17 protein-coding genes are annotated in these 17,506 nt (G+C 59.0%); 10 read left to right on the top strand and 7 right to left on the bottom strand.

Going from position 1 to position 17,506, the window contains the following annotated elements:
- The first annotated feature begins 88 nt into the window (after positions 1-88).
- The 9 genes from ERE07_RS06220 to ERE07_RS06180 all read left to right on the top strand — a co-directional run bounded on the left by ERE07_RS06220 (position 89) and on the right by ERE07_RS06180 (position 8,371).
- Positions 89-1,825: a multiheme c-type cytochrome gene (locus tag ERE07_RS06220; protein WP_130007951.1), complete on the top strand. Its 1,737-nt coding sequence runs from the start codon at positions 89-91 to the stop codon at positions 1,823-1,825.
- An 82-nt stretch (positions 1,826-1,907) separates the two neighbouring features.
- Positions 1,908-2,933, top strand: a complete 1,026-nt coding sequence (gene haoB, locus ERE07_RS06215) for a hydroxylamine oxidation protein HaoB (protein WP_130007950.1) — start codon at positions 1,908-1,910, stop codon at positions 2,931-2,933.
- A gap of 4 nt (positions 2,934-2,937) precedes the next feature.
- Positions 2,938-3,681 (top strand): heme ABC transporter permease CcmC, encoded by a 744-nt coding sequence (gene ccmC, locus ERE07_RS06210; RefSeq protein ID WP_130007949.1) that lies wholly within the window; start codon positions 2,938-2,940, stop codon positions 3,679-3,681.
- The gene (ccmD, locus tag ERE07_RS06205; protein ID WP_245153494.1) at positions 3,678-3,878 is read left to right on the top strand and encodes a heme exporter protein CcmD; all 201 of its coding nucleotides are present in this window, start codon (positions 3,678-3,680) and stop codon (positions 3,876-3,878) included. Before ccmC ends, ccmD begins: the two co-directional genes overlap by 4 nt.
- Positions 3,856-4,299 carry a cytochrome c maturation protein CcmE gene (gene ccmE / locus ERE07_RS06200; RefSeq protein ID WP_130008297.1) on the top strand — a complete coding sequence of 148 codons (444 nt, stop codon included), beginning with the start codon at positions 3,856-3,858 and terminating at the stop codon, positions 4,297-4,299. Before ccmD ends, ccmE begins: the two co-directional genes overlap by 23 nt.
- Positions 4,296-6,326 (top strand): heme lyase CcmF/NrfE family subunit, encoded by a 2,031-nt coding sequence (locus ERE07_RS06195; protein ID WP_130007948.1) that lies wholly within the window; start codon positions 4,296-4,298, stop codon positions 6,324-6,326. Before ccmE ends, ERE07_RS06195 begins: the two co-directional genes overlap by 4 nt.
- Positions 6,323-6,850 (top strand): DsbE family thiol:disulfide interchange protein, encoded by a 528-nt coding sequence (locus ERE07_RS06190; protein ID WP_130007947.1) that lies wholly within the window; start codon positions 6,323-6,325, stop codon positions 6,848-6,850. Before ERE07_RS06195 ends, ERE07_RS06190 begins: the two co-directional genes overlap by 4 nt.
- Positions 6,843-7,289 (top strand): cytochrome c-type biogenesis protein, encoded by a 447-nt coding sequence (locus ERE07_RS06185; protein ID WP_130007946.1) that lies wholly within the window; start codon positions 6,843-6,845, stop codon positions 7,287-7,289. The genes ERE07_RS06190 and ERE07_RS06185 overlap by 8 nt, the downstream gene beginning before the upstream one ends.
- Positions 7,286-8,371: a tetratricopeptide repeat protein gene (locus tag ERE07_RS06180; protein ID WP_130007945.1), complete on the top strand. Its 1,086-nt coding sequence runs from the start codon at positions 7,286-7,288 to the stop codon at positions 8,369-8,371. Before ERE07_RS06185 ends, ERE07_RS06180 begins: the two co-directional genes overlap by 4 nt.
- Positions 8,372-8,377: 6 nt before the next feature.
- Here the strand turns inward: ERE07_RS06180 and ccmB are convergent, their stop codons facing one another.
- Together ccmB and ccmA are read right to left on the bottom strand one after the other, a co-directional pair.
- Positions 8,378-9,058 (bottom strand): heme exporter protein CcmB, encoded by a 681-nt coding sequence (ccmB, locus tag ERE07_RS06175; protein ID WP_425330957.1) that lies wholly within the window; start codon positions 9,056-9,058, stop codon positions 8,378-8,380.
- Positions 9,055-9,768 carry a cytochrome c biogenesis heme-transporting ATPase CcmA gene (ccmA, locus tag ERE07_RS06170; protein ID WP_130007944.1) on the bottom strand — a complete coding sequence of 238 codons (714 nt, stop codon included), beginning with the start codon at positions 9,766-9,768 and terminating at the stop codon, positions 9,055-9,057. Before ccmA ends, ccmB begins: the two co-directional genes overlap by 4 nt.
- Before the next feature lie 357 nt (positions 9,769-10,125).
- Between ccmA and ERE07_RS06165 the strand changes: the two genes are divergently transcribed.
- Positions 10,126-10,620, top strand: coding sequence for a DUF421 domain-containing protein (locus tag ERE07_RS06165; RefSeq protein ID WP_130007943.1), 495 nt, complete (start codon positions 10,126-10,128; stop codon positions 10,618-10,620).
- Positions 10,621-10,732: 112 nt separating this feature from the next.
- On the opposite strand, the gene ERE07_RS06160 is transcribed toward ERE07_RS06165, so the two are convergent.
- The 5 genes from ERE07_RS06160 to ERE07_RS06140 all read right to left on the bottom strand — a co-directional run bounded on the left by ERE07_RS06160 (position 10,733) and on the right by ERE07_RS06140 (position 17,502).
- The gene (locus ERE07_RS06160) at positions 10,733-11,992 is read right to left on the bottom strand and encodes an MFS transporter (RefSeq protein ID WP_130007942.1); all 1,260 of its coding nucleotides are present in this window, start codon (positions 11,990-11,992) and stop codon (positions 10,733-10,735) included.
- A complete protein-coding gene (locus ERE07_RS06155; protein WP_130007941.1) occupies positions 11,979-13,478 on the bottom strand; it encodes an MFS transporter in 1,500 nt (499 codons plus the stop codon). Before ERE07_RS06155 ends, ERE07_RS06160 begins: the two co-directional genes overlap by 14 nt.
- A 90-nt stretch (positions 13,479-13,568) precedes the next feature.
- Complete coding sequence (locus ERE07_RS06150; RefSeq protein WP_130007940.1) at positions 13,569-15,566, bottom strand: DUF8189 domain-containing protein; 1,998 nt, start codon at positions 15,564-15,566, stop codon at positions 13,569-13,571.
- A 78-nt stretch (positions 15,567-15,644) separates the two neighbouring features.
- Complete coding sequence (locus ERE07_RS06145) at positions 15,645-16,772, bottom strand: alpha-hydroxy acid oxidase (protein WP_130007939.1); 1,128 nt, start codon at positions 16,770-16,772, stop codon at positions 15,645-15,647.
- Positions 16,773-16,821: 49 nt separating this feature from the next.
- Positions 16,822-17,502, bottom strand: coding sequence for a Fe2+-dependent dioxygenase (locus tag ERE07_RS06140; protein WP_130007938.1), 681 nt, complete (start codon positions 17,500-17,502; stop codon positions 16,822-16,824).
- Positions 17,503-17,506: the final 4 nt, after the last annotated feature.

Below are 17,506 nucleotides of genomic sequence, written 5' to 3'. Positions count from 1 at the left end.
ATGGTGCACGCATGGACCTTGAGCTTATTGCGTCCCGTCCTAAACTAGGCAGGAATACGATAAGACCCTGACAAAGGGGGGGACAACCATGTTGAATCATTTGCTTGGCCGCATACTCGCTGTGGTGGTGGCGATGCTGCTGGCTGCGCCAGTCTCGGCGACAATTTGGGAGTCCGTGCCTGACGAGCAGCTCACGGCACTGGAGTTGAAACGGGATGCAAGCCCCAAGGAGCTGTACGATGCCCTATCGGCACGCTACCTGGCCGAACTCAACAAGGGCAAACTCGCCCAGTGGTGGGAGCCGATTCCCATGGATCAATACCTGGCGCCCACTTTGTTCTACACGCCGCCGAACATTGATATGGAGGTTAGCCGCAGCCAGTGCGTGGACTGTCACAAGGCGGTCACCCACGGCTGGGTAAAGTCCTGGGAAAAAAGCGTGCACGCCAATCTCGATGAAATTCGCAATCTGGATGAAAACGATGTGCGCGCATACAAAAAGGGCATCATTGCAGAGGTTGAAGGCAATCTGCGTTCGCTGAATCTGTTGGCAGAAGGCAAGCAGTTGGGCAATGTGGGCTGTATTGACTGCCACATGGGCGTAGGCATGGAAAAGGGCAATCACAAGGACGACCTGCGCTTGCCGGATCGTACGGCCTGTGGCTCCTGTCACCTGCGACAGTTTGCCGAAGCTGAGTCGGAGCGCGATACGTTGGTCTGGCCTCAGGATCAGTGGGCGCCTGGCCATCCTTCACATACCGTGGACTACATTGCGAACGTCGAAACCGCTACCTGGGCCGCGCTGCAGCAGCGTGAAGTGGCAGCGAGCTGCACCATGTGCCACACCAACCAGACCAAGTGTGACAACTGTCACACGCGTCACGAGTTTTCTCTGGTCGAGGCGCGCAAGCCGCAAGCCTGTGCCACCTGTCACAACGGCGTGGATCACAACGAGTACGAGAACTTCATGATGTCCAAACATGGCACGGTCTATCAGACGCTGGGCCATACTTGGGACTGGAATGCGCGTTTGGCCGATGCTTTCGAAGTGGGTGGACAGACCGCACCCACCTGTCAGACCTGTCACTTCGAATACAAGGGCGAATTCACTCATAACGTTGTCCGCAAAGTGCGCTGGGGTTTTCTGCCATTCCAAAGCATCGTCGACAATCTCGACGACCCATGGTTTGAGAGTCGCAAGCAAGCCTGGCAATCGACGTGCTCGCAATGTCACTCGCCACGTTTCGCCAAAACCTATCTGGACATGATGGACAGTGGCATCAAGGAAGGCACTGCGCTGGTCGAGTCCACCCGCAAGGTGGTTCAGAAGCTTTACGATGATCAGTTGCTTGTCGGGCAGAAGACCAATCGGCCAGCGTTGCCGGAACCCGAAGTAGACGAGCCCGGTGCCTTCTCCTCGCTGTTTTTCGCACAGGGTAACAGCGCCACGATCGTCGACCGGACTTTTGCAGAAATGTGGGAGCAGCACGTGGCGCAATACATGAAGGGTCTGGAGCACGTCAATCCGGGTGGCTGGACCTATTCGTCGGGCTGGTCCGATTTGATCAAGGACCAGATCATCATCAATGAGCACGATACACAGTTGCGTGCCCAGGCGGCGCTCGAAGAGCGTGTGAGCAAGCTTGAGGGACAGACAGCGGGCAAGAAGGCGGCCTTCCTGCCGTCGGCGCCAGGCAATATTCAGGTGGCTGGCATCACACTCGACACGCGCTACACCAGCGGCAGTCTGGCCATGCTGGGAGGCGGGCTTCTGCTGGGTGGCATGGTGTCGATACGCCGCTCCAGCAAGCGCAAAAAGGAATAGGTTTCCTCAAGACGGGCGGTCTCGTCCGAGGCATATCACCTCGACGGGATCGCTCAAGGAGGCGTGTATCTTAGGAGGAACCATGGCGGTGTTTGCTAAAGGGGCGAAGGTAGGAGCGCCCGGTGTGTTGGCGATTGCCGTAGGCCTGCTCTTGCTGCTGGTATCCGCTTGGCTGTGGTTCCAGATTACAGCGGCGGGGCCTCCCTATCATTATGTAATGGACGAGACTGGCCAAGATGCTGTCGAAACCGTGCATAGTACGACTGGCGCGCTGCCGCTTCGCACTGGAAAAGTGATGGCGGCAAGCCAGGGCGAAGTTCTCGCGCATTTTGCCACTGCCAGTTCCACGAGCGGCCCTGTACTGATGCGTTGGCAGCCCACCGTGGATGATCCTTTCCTGCATCTGCAGCCAGCGCTCAGTGAGGTGACTGCACTGGCGGAGGTGTTGGACCGCCATGTCGCAGCCGATACGCCGGTTCTGGCGTGGTGGGATGTGTCGCGTCAACTGCGGGTGCTGTCTGATCGAGTGCCGCTGGTCTTTGATGCGCCCTTGGGCGGGCCGTTGTTTGTGCCAACCGCCTGGCGCGCGTGGCAAAGTCAGGTCGAGCATCTTGAGGCTTCATTCTGGGGCGCACCCGAAGGCGTCAATGCTCAGACTCGCTTCAATCGCTTCGCGCAGGCCTTGCTGATGGAGGAAGAAGCGGGAATGACGGCTTTGCGTGATCTCGTTCAAGGCCGGAAAGCGGTTCTGGTGCTGCATGTGCGCGACATTATTCAACTGGGCCACATGTGGCCGAACCGCATCGGCGTGGCATTCCGCGATTTTCCCCCGGCGGGTGATGTTCATGGCACCGTGCGCAGCGTGCGTCATTGGCTCTCCGAACATGATTATTCCGCTTACGCGTTGATGGGAACACAGGGGCAGCCGGTGCGGGCAATCGCCTTGATGGACGTGGAATCAGGCATGGGTCTGGCGACGCGGTTGCTGCCTTTCATTGGCAATGCGCAATATGACGTACCGGGCGCGACACTGGTCTATCAGGTTGGTGGGTTCTCGGTGTACGAAATTGCGCCGGCACATGGAGATTTCGCAACGGAGCGGGAGTAGGCTTATGGCGGCAAGGCGGATCAACTGGTACGTATATGCAGCGCCCCGGCGGTTCTATTATCTGGCTGGACGTCTGATTCCGTGGTTTGGAACGTTGGCTGTGGTGCTTGGCGTGGCCGGCCTGGCAGTAGGCCTGGTGTGGGCGCCAACCGATGCTCAGCAAGGCGATGCCTATCGCATCATCTTTGTTCATGTCCCCGTTGCGTGGATGTCGATGATCATCTATGTGGCCATGGCTTTGTGGGCCGGCGTCTGTCTGGTTTTCAATGCGCGATTGGCGGCGATGCTGGCTCTGGCCTTGGCGCCGACGGGCGCCTTGATGACGTTTCTCGCTCTATGGACCGGGGCTTTGTGGGGGCGGCCCACTTGGGGCGCTTGGTGGGTGTGGGATGCGCGCCTCACGTCGGAGTTGGTGCTGCTGTTTTTATACGCGGGTTTTCTGGCCTTGCACGCGGCGATAGATGATGTCCGCCGCGCCGACCGAGCGGCCGCGCTGTTGGCCTTGGTTGGTGTCGTCAATGTACCCATTATCTATTTCTCAGTTGTTTGGTGGAACACCCTGCATCAGGGCGCTTCGGTCAGCCTGAGCCGTGCGCCAAGTATGGCGGCCAGCATGCTGAGCGGCATGTTGCTTTGTACGCTGGCGCTGTGGTGTTACTGCATTGCAGTCGTGCTGGCGCGCGCCCGGACATTGATACTCGAGCGCGAAGATGAAAGCGCCTGGGTCAGGCAGACGGAGGCCGCATGATGAACTGGTCAAGTTGGGGATCATTCTGGGCCATGGGCGGCTATGCCGTTTATGTATGGGGTTCGTTTGCCGTTGTTGCATTGACGCTGGCGGTCGAACTCTGTCAGCTTGCGTATCGACGCCGGCGCCTGCGACAACGATTGCGTTGGGGCAGGGCAGCCTTGGAGGTTCATGATGCGTGCCCGAACGAAACGTAGCCTGATACTGCTGGGAGGGCTGGCCGCGCTTGGCCTGGCGAGTGTCCTGGTGCTCAACGCGTTCCAAAGTAATTTGGTGTTTTACTTCAGTCCGAGCCAGGTTGCGGCTAATACCGTTCCTCCTGGGCAGCGGTTCCGCCTGGGAGGCATCGTCGAAGAAGGCAGCGTGCAGCGCCCGGCGCAATCATTGTTAATCCATTTTGCAGTCACCGACGGCGCGCGCACGGTGAAAGTTCAATACCAGGGCCTGTTGCCTGACATGTTTCGCGAAGGCAAGGGTGTGGTGGCGCAGGGCGTGATCAATGCCCAGGGTGTCTTCCACGCAGATCAGGTGCTCGCCAAGCATGATGAAAACTACATGCCGCCGGAGGCTGCGCAAGCACTGGAGGATGCGCGTCTGGCCAAGGGAGGGCCGCAATGATTCCTGAGATTGGCCACTTTGCCCTGATTCTGGCGCTATTGCTGACGAGCGTGCAGGTGGTGCTCCCGATGTGGGGCGTCGTAGCAGGACGGCCTGCCTGGGTTGCGCTGGCCCGTCCTGCCGCAGCGGGACAGACGCTGTTCATCATCCTTGCCTTCGCCTGTTTGATTGTTTCCTTCCTGGTCAACGATTTTTCAGTGATTTACGTCATACAGCATTCGAATACGGCTCTGCCCTGGGGCTATCGGTTGGCTGCGGTGTGGGGCGGTCACGAGGGTTCAATCCTGCTTTGGCTGCTTATTCTGTCCTTATGGACGCTGGCTGTGTCTCTATTCTCGCGCCATCTTGAAGCAGACATGCTGGCGCGCGTTCTGGGAGTGATGGGGCTGATCAGCATCGGCTTTCTGGTCTTCATTCTGTTCACCTCCAACCCATTCGACCGCGTCTTTCCCGCAGCGGCCAATGGCCATGACCTCAACCCTCAGTTGCAGGATCCGGGGTTGATCGTGCATCCCCCGTTGCTGTACATGGGGTATGTTGGCATGGCAGTGCCCTTCGGCTTTGCTATGGCAGCACTGCTGGCAGGCAGGCTGGATACCGCATGGGCGCGCTGGACGCGGCCATGGGCAACTGCCGCATGGTGCTTTCTGACACTCGGCATCGCCCTGGGCAGTGCCTGGGCTTATTATGAGCTGGGCTGGGGAGGGTGGTGGTTCTGGGATCCAGTGGAAAATGCGTCGCTTATGCCTTGGCTGGTTGTGACTGCCTTACTGCACTCCCTGGCCGTGACCGAAAAACGAGACACTTTCAAGATGTGGACGGTGCTGCTGGCCATCATTGCCTTCTCGCTGTCTCTGCTAGGCACATTCCTGGTTCGTTCGGGGGTACTGACGTCGGTGCATGCCTTCGCAACGGATCCGAAGCGTGGCATTTTCATATTGCTGTTTCTGGCGATTGTCGTGGGTGGATCGTTTCTGCTGTTTGCGCTGCGGGCCGCTCAGGTCGGCATTGGCGGACGCTTTGCGGCGATTTCACGGGAATCCCTGCTGCTTGGCAACAATGTTCTGCTGATGGTTGCCGCCGCGTCGGTGATGCTCGGGACGCTGTATCCCTTGATCATTGATGCGCTGGGTATGGGCAAACTGTCGGTGGGTCCGCCATACTTCAATGCGGTCTTCGTGCCGCTGATTGCCCCCGCGCTGTTCTTGATGGGAGTCGGACCAATAGCGCATTGGCAAAAAGCTGATCCGGGCCGGCTGACACGCCGCTTGCGTTGGGCGCTGGGTGTCAGCCTGGTGGCGGCGCTTGTTGCGCCGTTTTGCTTCGGCGATTGGGCAGCCTTGACCAGCTTTGGTTATTTTCTTGGTTTCTGGATATTTGCCAGTGCGTTGGTCAATTTGCTCGGCCGACTGAGGATGCGGCCGTTGCGGGAGGCCATTAAGGTGCTGCGGGTGCAGCCTGGCAGTTATTACGGCATGTTGATCGCGCACGTTGGCATGGGCGTGGTGGTCATCGGCATAACGACTGTGAACAGCTACGAGGAGGAGCGTGATGTAATCATGCGCCCGTCTGAAATAGCATCCATTGCCGGGTATACATTCCGGCTGGATTCGATTGCTCAGCGTCAGGGGCCCAACTACGTTACGGATCGCGCCGTTATTTCAGCGTTTCAAGACGGTCGGCGAATTACGGTGCTTATGCCGGAGCGGCGGATATACACTGCAGCGCAATCGAGCAGCCCGATGACCGAGGCGGCCATCAATACGAGATTGACGCGTGATCTGTATGTGGCGCTGGGCGATCCCATGGGTGACGGATCGTGGATTGTGCGGCTCTACTTCAAGCCCTTCGTGGCCTGGATATGGGGCGGCGGGATTCTGATGGCGCTGGGTGGTGGGCTAGCCGTGATGGATCGCCGCTACCGGCGGCGCAGCACCATTCGTAGCGACACCGACTCAATAGCGTCTCGCGCGCAAGCCTACCCGACAACCCAGTTGGATCTCGGCAATCAAGGAGGTCAGGCATGAAAACGCGCGTTTGGTTGCCGCTGGCGATTTTCTTTGTATTGATCGGGTTTCTGGGTGTTGGTCTGAGACTGGATCCGCGTCTTCTTCCTTCGCCGCTGATTGACAAGCCTGCGCCCCAGTTCACTCTGCCTTCAGTGCATGTGCTGGATCGTCAGTTTTCGTCCGGCAGCCTCGAGGGGCAAGTATGGGTTTTGAATGTCTGGGCTTCCTGGTGTGTTGCCTGCCGTCAGGAGCATGATGTGCTGATGGATTTTGCCGCTCGGCAGGCGGTACCGGTGTACGGACTGAACTACAAGGATCAGAGGGCGGACGCGCTGCGTTGGCTCAATGAGCGTGGTGATCCGTATCAGGATTCTCTTTTCGACCTGGATGGCCGTATCGGTGTCGATTTCGGCGTATACGGCGTGCCTGAAACTTTTGTGATTGATGACCTGGGACGCATTCGCTACAAGCATGCGGGGCCGCTGACACCGGAGCTCGTACACGATGTGATTCTGCCTTTGATCGGAAGTCTGAATGACTAGAACGGCGATATGGCTCATGCTGTCTCTTGCCCTGTTTGTGGGGCTGTCGGCGGCGCTGGCTCGGGAAGCGCGGCCACTGGTCGATGATCCGGCACTGGAGGCGCGTGTCATGGAACTGGCCGACGATTTGCGCTGTCTGGTTTGTCAGAACGAGACGCTCGCCGCATCTCACGCGGAGTTGGCGATTGATCTGCGCAACCAGATCCGCGAGCGGCTGGCTGCGGGCGACAGCCGTGAGCATGTCATTGATTTTCTCGTGGCACGTTATGGCGATTTCATTCTCTATCGACCACCTTTTCAGCCCAATACCTGGGCGTTGTGGGTTGGCCCTTTTGTGCTATTGATCCTTGCCTTGTGGGTGATGGCACGGGTGATTTGGCAGCGCCGGGCCATTGATTCAGAGGTTCGCCTCTTGAGTGAAAAGGAGGAGCTGCCATGATTCTCTTTCTATACTTGGCGGGCGCCACCGCGCTGGCGCTGTCTTTTTTACTGGTGCCGCTGTTGCGGCCTACCGTCATCGCCGACGCGCGCGTACCGACGACGCACTGGCGCACAGCATTGACTGTTGCACTGGCAATACCCCTGTTGGCATTCACGCTCTATGTCGGCAGCGGGCGGCCGTTTGATTGGCTGGGCGCAGGGATCGCAACGCCTCATGCGCAAATGGGCGATCTGGCGCGTATGAACGCCATGACGGATGAGCTGGCGCGGCGGCTGCAAGCACAGCCAGAGAGTCTGGAAAACTGGCTGTTGCTGGCACGATCCTACCAGGGCACTGGCCGAAGCGCGGAGGCGCTGAAAGCTTATGCGCAGGCCGCCTCGCTGGCACCCGACGATTCCGATCTGCTGGTGGAGTACGCGAATGCCCTGAGTCGACAGCAAGGCCGTAGCCTTGCTGGCCAGCCCACGGAGCTGATCGAACGCGCGCTGGCGCTGGCCCCGGATAATCTGAACGCGCTGGCGCTTGCCGGCGCGGCGGCGCTGCAGCGTGGAGAGGCTCAGGTGGCTCAGGCGTACTGGCTGCGTCTGCGCGAACGTATCCCAGCGGGCTCGGAGGACTATGCCCGAATCGAAGCGCTGCTTGCGCGGATCGATAATGGGGAGCGCTCTGTTCCGACAGCCGCACCTGCACCCGTTAATGCTGCCGCCACAAAACATGCCGCTACATCACCCGCGTCGATTGACGGCGTAGTGAGAGTGAGCCCGGAGCTGAGCGGGCGAATCGCTCCGGGCGATTCGCTTTTCATCCTCGCGCGAGTCGCTGAAGGCTCGTCATTGCCGATTGCAGTCGTGCGCAAGCAGGCGGCAGATTGGCCCGTGTCTTTCATTCTGGATGATGGTTCGGCGATGATGCAGGATCGGGCGTTATCAGCGTTTGAGACTGTCGAGCTCCTCGCGCGCGTCTCCCATACCGGCAACCCGGCTCCGCAGGCGGGTGATATTGAGGGTTCGCTTAAATCGGTGGCGGTGGGTGCCACCGGCGTGGAACTGGTGCTGGATCGAGTTGTGTCCGATCCTTGATCCGAGTCAGTCAAGTGAGATTCTTAGGGCGGCGGCACATGCCCAGGGCGCCAGAAAGAGCGCTAGCGCGAGAATCGCGCCCAGGATCGCGCAGTGGCCGCCAATCGGCATACCCTGCAGGCTGTCGCTGACACCTGACGTGCCAAAGATAAGGATGGGGATATATAGCGGAATGATTAGGAGCGCCAGCAACGTGGCGGCGCCTCGGACGCCCACAGTGAGCGCCGCGCCCATGGCGCCTAGCAGGCTCAAGATCGGTGTGCCAAGCAGTAGCATGACCGCCAGCACGCCGATGCTCGACGCCGGCAAATCAAACTGCAGCGCGATGAGTGGCGCGGCAAGCATCAGGGGTACGGCAGTACTGATCCAATGGGCTGTGATCTTGCTCAACAGCAGCAGCGGTAGGGGTATCCCAGCCAGCAGCAATTGCTCAAGTGTGCCGTCTGCGAAGTCATCGGAGAACAACCGGGAAAGCGTCAGCATCACAGCGAGTAGCGCTGCTACCCAGATTACCCCGGGAGCGATGGCGCGTAGTAGCGATGGGTCTGGATTCAACGCAAGTGGAAACAGGCTGGTGACCATGATGAAGAACATTAACGCGCCCACACTGTCGGCCCGCCGCCGCCAGGCCAGACGCAGGTCGCGCTGGAGGATACATGCCATGCCGCGCAGTTCAATGTGCATCATAAAGCGATCACCTGGTGAGGCCGCTGTTCCAGGCCTGTTTCGTCGTGACTGGTGAGGATGACGATGCCTCCCTCACTCAGGTGGCATTCGACCATTTCCTTGAGCCACACGCGTGCTGCGGCATCCAGGGCGGTAAAGGGTTCGTCCAGAATCCAGAGTGTGGGCGCCGGCCGGCAGGCCAGGCGGGCCAGTGCAAGTCGTCGACGCTGGCCTTGCGACAGAAACCGGACAGGAGCATCGCGATAGGCAAGCAGCCCTGCAGATGCCAAGGCCTCCTCGGCGGCGTTCGCCGTAGCCGAGGCGCCTTGAAGCGTGAGCGCGATCATCAGGTTTTCGTGAGCGCTGAGTTCTGCTTTGCTGGCTGGCGCGTGACCAATGTAGATGATCTGTCGGGAGAATTCCTCGCCAAGCCGGTGAATATCCTGGCCCGACCAGCGGATCTGGCCGGCATCGGCGCGAGACAGACCGCAGAGCATGCGCAGCAGACTGGTTTTGCCTGTGCCATTAGCGCCCCGAATGCGCAACAACCCACCCGGCTGCAACTGAACGTTCAGGCCGTCGAACAAGCATTTCGTTCCACGCATGCAGCGCACTTCAGATAGTTCGAATATGTCGAAATCCTCCGCAGGTTTTCTTATCGTACCTGGTGCGAAAAGTGTAGTCAGTCTGGAGGTGGCAGGCAAGGTGTAGTCATTATTGGCTAGTCGCATTATCGGCTGTGTGGTCTATTCGTCTTGCTACAGTTCGGAATCGGGTGTTTCACACCACAGCTTGGGCGATAGGCTGGTGTTTGGGGAAATCCGTGGGTGCGCTGACGCTTTGAATTCGACCAGGGTGGAACGCGTCATATCTCTACTCAATGCGGCCAACCTCAAAACCGAGCGGACACTGGCCATTTGTCAGGCGGTTTGGGAAAAACAGCTGGGCAATGGCTGCTTCAACCCATATAAGTATGCTTACAGGGTGCCTTGATAGTCTGTTGCCCCGAGTGCTCATTGATACTTATTTCATGTTCAGCGGGCACGTTGATTGCTCATGCATTGTCTTCCACTGCGCGGAGTACGACGATGCAAATCGATTGGGCCGGAATGTTTGAGTTTTCCATGTCTCCCTGGGAACTGGTGTTGCGGGGAACGATGATGTATTGGTTCATTTTCATATTGTTGCGTCTTGGCGGCCGGCGCGATCTTGGATCCTTCGGAGCCGCCGATGTGCTGCTTCTGGTCCTGATTGCGGATGCTGCGCAGAACGCCATGGCCGCGCAATACAACAGCGTGTCAGAGGGCGCAGTGCTGGTTGCTACCCTGGTGTTCTGGAGTGTATTCGCGGATCGCGTCGCCTATTTCATACCGGCAACGCGACCCTTCTTTGAACCGGGGCGGGTGCTGTTGATCAAGGACGGCCAAATGCAGCGGCGCGGGATGCGTCGTGAATATGTCAGCCGAGATGAACTGCTGGAAGAACTGCGTATTCAGGGCGTCGACGATATTTCCAAGGTGCGCAGAGCCTATATGGAATCAACGGGAAATGTGAGTATTCTAAGAATGAAGGACGCAAAGTAAGACGTCTGGTTCGCTATCCGAGGGCGTGCTGATTATTAGCATCTTTTGCTTGTTATGCGCATGCCTCCGATAAATGAGAAGAAATCGCTACCGGGTTGCAACAGTAATCCTATTATGCTGTTTGCCTATCACGCGGCAGGGCCACCAGTACGAGTAAACTGCACAGGCCTGCGACGCCGAAAGCGAAATCGTAGCGTCCCCAAACTGCGACAAACGCAGCGAATGCGGTTGGCACGAGCATGTTGGTCATGTTCACCAGAATGCTGGACCCCGCCGAGGTTTCCGAGATCAAGTCGGGGGGCGAACGACGAGCGACCTCCGCTATTTGCACGCCGTTCCAGCTCGCTGCAGAGCAGCCTGCTACAAACGCCAGCAGAACAAGCGTCCATACCGGCCACTGCGGGCTGCTCAATCCAAGCAGCAGGGTGGTGGCTGCCGACAGGATGGCTGCCACCGACAGCGATGCCGTGGCCGAGTGCAGTCGATCAGACAACCATCCCAAGGCAATGCGTCCGATGACGCCGCCCGCCTGCATGACAGCAAATACAACGCCAGCTCTTCCAAGCGAAAATCCCAGTTCGTCTATCAGGTAGATAACCGTGAAAGTGAACCAGCAACTTTGCGACACGGCAAACAGGCTTCCGACGATAGACATCCTCAACAGGCCGCTGTTGTGCATCAGCGATTGCAGCGGCACTTTGAAGGTGTGCAGCGACTGTCGGGTTGGCATGGAAAAACGCCAGCCATCAACGGCGCTTGGCTCGTCTACTTGCTTGCTCATTCGCCAGGTCAGCAGCGTGGGCAGAATCACTAACAGGGCACAGGCGAAGAGCGTCGCGCGCCATCCAGCCAGAAGCACCATGGGGGGAATCACCAGGCCTGCGATCACGCCGCCCAGCGGTACGCCAGCCTGTTTTATGGAAAATATGAGATTGCGTTTGCCGGGTGGCGAAAACCGTTGCAGTACTTCGCTGCCGGCCGGGTTGGCGGTACCATTGCTTAATCCCATCACAAAACATGCGGCCAAAGCGATACTCAAGCTCGAGTGCAGAAAGAACGCCATGCTGGCCGCGCCCAGAAACAGACTGAGCTGCAGCGTTCGCATCCCACCGATTTGTTTGAGCAGCGCTGAGCCGCCCATCAAAATGGCAAGGCCGCCAAGCGAGTTCATGGCCGTCAGATAGCCAATAGAGCTGCCACTCCATCCAAATTCTCCGGACACCGCTGGCGCAATAATGGGAATGAATCGACTCAGAAAAGCCGCGGTGGTTTGCAGAATAAAGATCGCCACAATGGGTACAAGCCAGGCAGGCGTTGTTTTTACCCTTGAATGTGTCTTGAGCTTTGTGCTGTGTTCCTCATCCACGCTCATGTTTCCTCTTACGGTCGCGCTCGTCCTTGAAGGCAAAACCAAGCGCTACGAGCACCACAAGCCCTATTGTTCCAAATCCTATCGACACTGCGATGGGCCAGGAAAATGTTTCCAGCGAAGCGAAAACGGCGGCGGTGATAATAGCGATGCCGACCGAGGTGCCGATGCGCTGTCCTGTCTGCATAATGGCGCCGGAGCTGCCGGCATACGCCAAGGGCACATCTTCCAAAGTCAAAGTCTGGTTGGGGCTGATGACCGATCCCTGCGCCAGGCCAATGAAGGTTAGCGTCAACAACAGCCACCAGATGCTCAAATAGCCCGCTTCGTGCAAAAGCACGACGGCGGAGCTTAGAGCCAGGCCCAAAAGGGCAAGCAGCAAGCCTCCAATGACCACCTTGCGACCGTATCGGCTGACTCTTCGCCCCGCCCAATGCGCCGCGTACGCGGCAAACAGCGCCGCCGGTACGCCAAACAGGCCTGATTCAAGCGCCGTTTTACCGTTTCCGTCCTGAAGATACAGCGCAACCAACACCCAGACACTGGTCATCCCCAGGAAGTACAGCGACATGATGATGGTGCCATTGGCGAAGCTAGGCGTGGCGAACACATTCAGATCGACCATGGGGCTGTGGCCCAGTCGCGCATAGCGTCGTTCCCATTGGACCCACAACCAGGAAAGAACAATGCCCAGCGGCAGCAGCAGCCAGGTGAGGGGCGAACTGCGAAACTCAACGAAAGGGAACAAAATGGCGAGCACGGCAAGTCCCAACAGCGCGGCGCCGACCGGGTCTAACGATCGAAGGCCGCGTTTTGAGGCGCCCGGACTGTTCGATGCGGGGGGCGGGGGGCGTTTGAATAATGGCTTTGGCAGCCACATCAGTCCGAGAATAATGGTGAGAATTCCGATGGGCACATTCACCAGAAAGGTCAGACGCCATCCGATGTGCAGGCCTCCAAGTTCGATCAGGAATCCACCCAATACAGGTCCGATTGCAACGGAAAAGCCGACCGTGGTGCCGAAATAGCCGAACGCCCGCCCACGCTCCGCGCCCCGAAAGAATTGCTGGATGATACCCACGCCTTGTGGGTTCAAAAGCCCTGAGCCAATGCCTTGCGCGAGACGGGCGGCATTGAGCCAGGCGGCATCTGGCGCAAAACCGGCGGCAACGGATGACAGGGTGAAGATGCCCACACCAACAAGGAAGATGCCGCCTCTGCCCATGAGATCCCCGGCACGGCCGGCGGCCACGAGGACCACGCCGAACGTCAGCGCATAGCCCGACAATACCCACTGAACATCCGACTGCGACGCGTCAAGCGCATGCTGAATGGAAGGCAGGGCGACATTGACAATACTCACGCCAATCAAGGACATGAATATGGCAATCAACAACACCACCAATATGCGCCAGCGTATAGCGTTCAGATCGGCGTCCGTGTTCGTCCGCGCTTGCGCGCCGCGGCGGTGTTTCGATAAAAACTTCATGAAGGCCTGTGGGTATATAAAAAAGATCGATGAAATGGTCAACGCCCTCTACATCATACCCACAGCAGTATACGGTGACGCGAGCCGACGCTACTTGAGTGCCGGATCTCTGCCTGCTACCGCTATCCCCGGTGCGGCAGCCGCGAGCGGCGCGAAGGAACTTCCTCCTCCTTGGGGCGGCGCGGCGACGCTAAGGGTTGATGTCCAGATGTTCTGGCGGCGCTCCAGAATCTGATAAATCTGAGGCTTGCCGGCATTGCGCGCAACGATATACAGGGCGCCATTGATGACGCGCAGGGCCGGCGACGAGGAAATATTGGCGGCGATTTTTTGCGCATGCGCATCCTCAAACAACCATAGCGCACCGCCTTGGCGTTCCAATGCGGCTGCGATGATTGCGCCATGTTCATTCAAGTCGACGGCTGGTTTGCCGACGAATTCAATGCCCAGATCGGCGGCTTCGTTCCATAGAACGGCTGACGGATGGCTTGCAAGGTCTTGGGTGTTCCTGGCTTGGGTCATTCGCAGCAAATGGTTGTTTGTCCGGTTGCGCAGATAGACGACGATGGGGCCGCGCGGATCGCGTATTGCCGCCAATCCACCATCTGTGGGCGGTACGTGGATTTCAGTCCATGCAGACCAAAGGCCAGTGTCCTCGTCATTGGTTTGCTGGACAAATAAGAGCTTGCCCGTGGTTGTGGCTGCAAAGATCACCAGACGATTGGCGGCGTCAGTGGTTATGGCAAGGTCCCCGGTGGGCTGATGCAATGGAGGTAATGGGCGCCAGGGAGCCCAGTTGTTTTCCGTCCCGGTGGGCGCTGTCCAGTAAAGCAAGCCATCGTTGGCAAGTGCCACTGCCGCGGTCCTGCCCTGGGCGGTGGCGGTAGGAATGCGTGAACACCTCGCGCCTGGTATGGATCGCCATCCTCGCCAGGTTTCGTCAAGATTTTGCTTGTTGACCCAGATTCCCCCTATTGCATCGCGGACAAAGAATCCCACCGTGGTATCCGGATACGTAAACGAGGCGAGGGGATCGGCGGTACGGCCGCCCAGCGAGCGCCAATCCTGGGCGCGGCTGTTCCAGACATTGGCCGCGTCATTGTCTTCGCCGGTGGCCAGGATCAGCATACCGCCTTTACGATCGGCAAAAAGCGAGGGTGTGGTGTCTCCGCGTGACACATAGTAAGCGCGGCCTACCCATGAGGCGGCCGGGCCGGCCGGTTCTTTGCAGTTCAACGGGCCTGAACAATAGTGGACATCTTTCCAGGCATAGCGACGAAACGCCTCGGTTTTCCTGTTTATTTCCTGTTTGTCGAGATTGGCTTGCCGCTCCTGGGTGGGATACCCGATGTAGCCGACTTCCGCGTAATTGCCGTGGGCTATCTTGATGGCGTCGCGGACCAGTCTGGCGCTGGCGATGTGATCGGGGTGGCCGTGGCCTGCGCAGCGCCAGCACAGCTTGGTATAGGGGATGTCGATCGTGTCGTCCATGTGGCGTATGGTGGTGGGGCGGTATCCTTCGATGAGGCTGGCTAGCGTGGCCACAAGATCCGCGCGGCCGTATGTTTCATGGGAGGCGCCCAGGGTGTCCGCCGTATAGCCAGCGATTGACTCGGCTCGGCTCAACGGTGTGAGGCTTCCCCAACCTTTGCCCAGCCAAGGGTCTTTCAGGCGCATGGCCAGAAGCTGTATTTTCGAGTTTCCCGTGAGCGTAAAGCGGGCAAGGTGATAGGCGCCGACCGCGGCGGTATCTTCGGTCCAGAGGTCAGGCACATTCGCCAGATAGGCATAGGCGGCGCGTACGCCGCGCTCCCGTCCGCGCATGTAGTCTTCGCCTCTTCCGCGATCGCTCGCAGTCAGGTAGACGGTCAGAACGCATCCGCCATCATTGATGTTGGCGGCGATGTCGGGATTCATGAACAGCAGGTCATCGTCCAGATGGGCAACAAATACCAGGTCTTTGTTGTTGCACTGCTGGACCGACGGATTGGTGGTTGTTGCGTGGACCGTGCCAGAAATAATGATGCCCACGCAACAAAGCCATGCCAACCTTGTGACGGTCGTGAGGCAGGCCAGGATGGGGCTCATGATGGGTGGTCGATGTGTTGTTGTTGTAGTCCGATCGCGAGTATACCTACGTCCCTGACAGACCAGATCTAGGTGTTTCTACCGTGAGTCATGGCCGAGCGCTGCGTTCCAAAGCACGCCTTCGTCGACCTCTTTCAGCGTTGCGCATCCTGTCAGGGCCATGGCGACTTCTAGTTCCGCCCGCAGAATCTGAATGAGATGGGCGACACCTTGCGCGCCGGCAACCGCCAAGGCATGGAGTACGGGTCTGCCTATCATCACGGCCTGCGCGCCGAGCGCAAGGGCCTTGAGGATGTCGGTGCCACGGCGGATGCCACCGTCCAGCAGAATGGGGATGCGACCGTCCAGCGCCGCCGCAATCGCCGGCAGCGCGGAAATTGTGGCGGGAACAGTATCCAGGCAGCGACCTCCGTGATTGGAGACGACAATGCCGTCGATTCTGCTATCAGCCGCCCGGACAGCATCATCGGGATCCATAATGCCCTTGAGCCATAGTGGCAGGTCAACCTGTTCGCGCAGCCACAGAATATCGTCCCAGGTAGGTGCGCTGTCCAGCAGGCCGGTCGAGAAGAGCGGACTGCCGCCGGGCGACGCTGGATGGCTGGGCAGTGCGGGCAAACCGTCAAGATGAACGGGGCGCACATGCGCGGGCAGGCTGAATTCCGCTCGCTGTTCCGCATTGCGTATGCCATTGACGGGCGCATCCACCGTCAACATCAATGCGCGCGCGCCGGCAGCCTGGGCGCGGCGGGCAAGCGCGAGCGTGTCTTCGCGCCTAGCCTGTGGATACAGTTGAAACCACAGCTGCGGAGGGTGGGCGCTCTGGGCGAGCTCTTCGATCTGCGTGCCTGACTGCGCGCTGACGACCATGGGTGTGTGCGTTGCGGCGGCAGCCAGCGCGGTTGCCCGCTCTCCATCGGGATGCGCCAGCGCGTGATAGGCGGTAGGCGCAATGAGAATAGGGTGATCGCAGCCTATGCCGTTCAGTGTCAGCTGGGTGTGCGCATTATGCATCGGGCGCAGGACGCGGCTGCGCAGCCGCAGGCGGGAAAACGCGACAAGGTTATCGTGTGCCGTGAGACCATCTGCGCTTGCGCTATTCAGATATGCCCAGGCGCTTGCGTCGAGGTGCTCACGAGCAAAGGCTTCGTAATCGGCTGCGCTGGCGATCTGGGCAGGGATGAGCGTGAGTGGCGGTTTGGACATGGATGCAGTTTACCGGCAAGCGCCACATCTGTGCGACGGGAGCTGCACGCTAGAGCTCTGACCACATCCGCAACAGGTTGTGGTACACGCCGGTAAGCCGCGACAACGCGTCGGGAGCGCCGCCGCTGAGCGTAAGTTCTTGAATGGCAATATCCTGCTCGAACAGCAAAGCGCGCTGTTCGTCGCTGCGCACCAGGCTTTGGGTCCAGAAAAAAGAGGCATAGCGTGTGCCGCGTGTCACCGGCGTTACGCGATGCAGGCTCGTGCCAGGGTAAAGAATGGCGTGGCCGGCCGGCAGCTTGACCCGCTGTTCGCCATAAGTGTCCTGGATGATGAGTTCACCGCCGTCGTATTCCTCGGGTTCGCTGAGAAATACAGTGGTGGACACGTCCGTCCGGATGCGTTGGTTCGTGCCCGGCACCAGGAAGATGGCGTTGTCCACGTGGGCGTCGTATTGCCCGCCGCCCTGGTAGCGATTGAATCGCGGCGGCAGTATGCGCAGAGGCAGGGCGGCAGACATATACAGCGGATCGGCGGTCAGTGCCTGCAGAATCTGGTTGCCGATTTGTTCGGCCAGCGGATGATCCAGCGGCAGTTGTTGATTGTCCTTGGCTCGTGCGGCAAGATGGCCAGCCGTGGATTTGCCGTCCGCCCATTCGGCGCCTTCGAGCGCGGCACGTATCTCGCGGACCTGATCCGCATTGAGCAGATTGGGTACTGCCAGCATCATGGTG

This window comes from Allopusillimonas ginsengisoli (genome assembly GCF_004153455.1).
GTDB classification, from domain to species: domain Bacteria; phylum Pseudomonadota; class Gammaproteobacteria; order Burkholderiales; family Burkholderiaceae_B; genus Allopusillimonas; species Allopusillimonas ginsengisoli.
The sequence above is the reverse complement of the archived record's forward strand: the minus strand, read 5'-3'. Positions and strand labels throughout refer to the sequence as shown.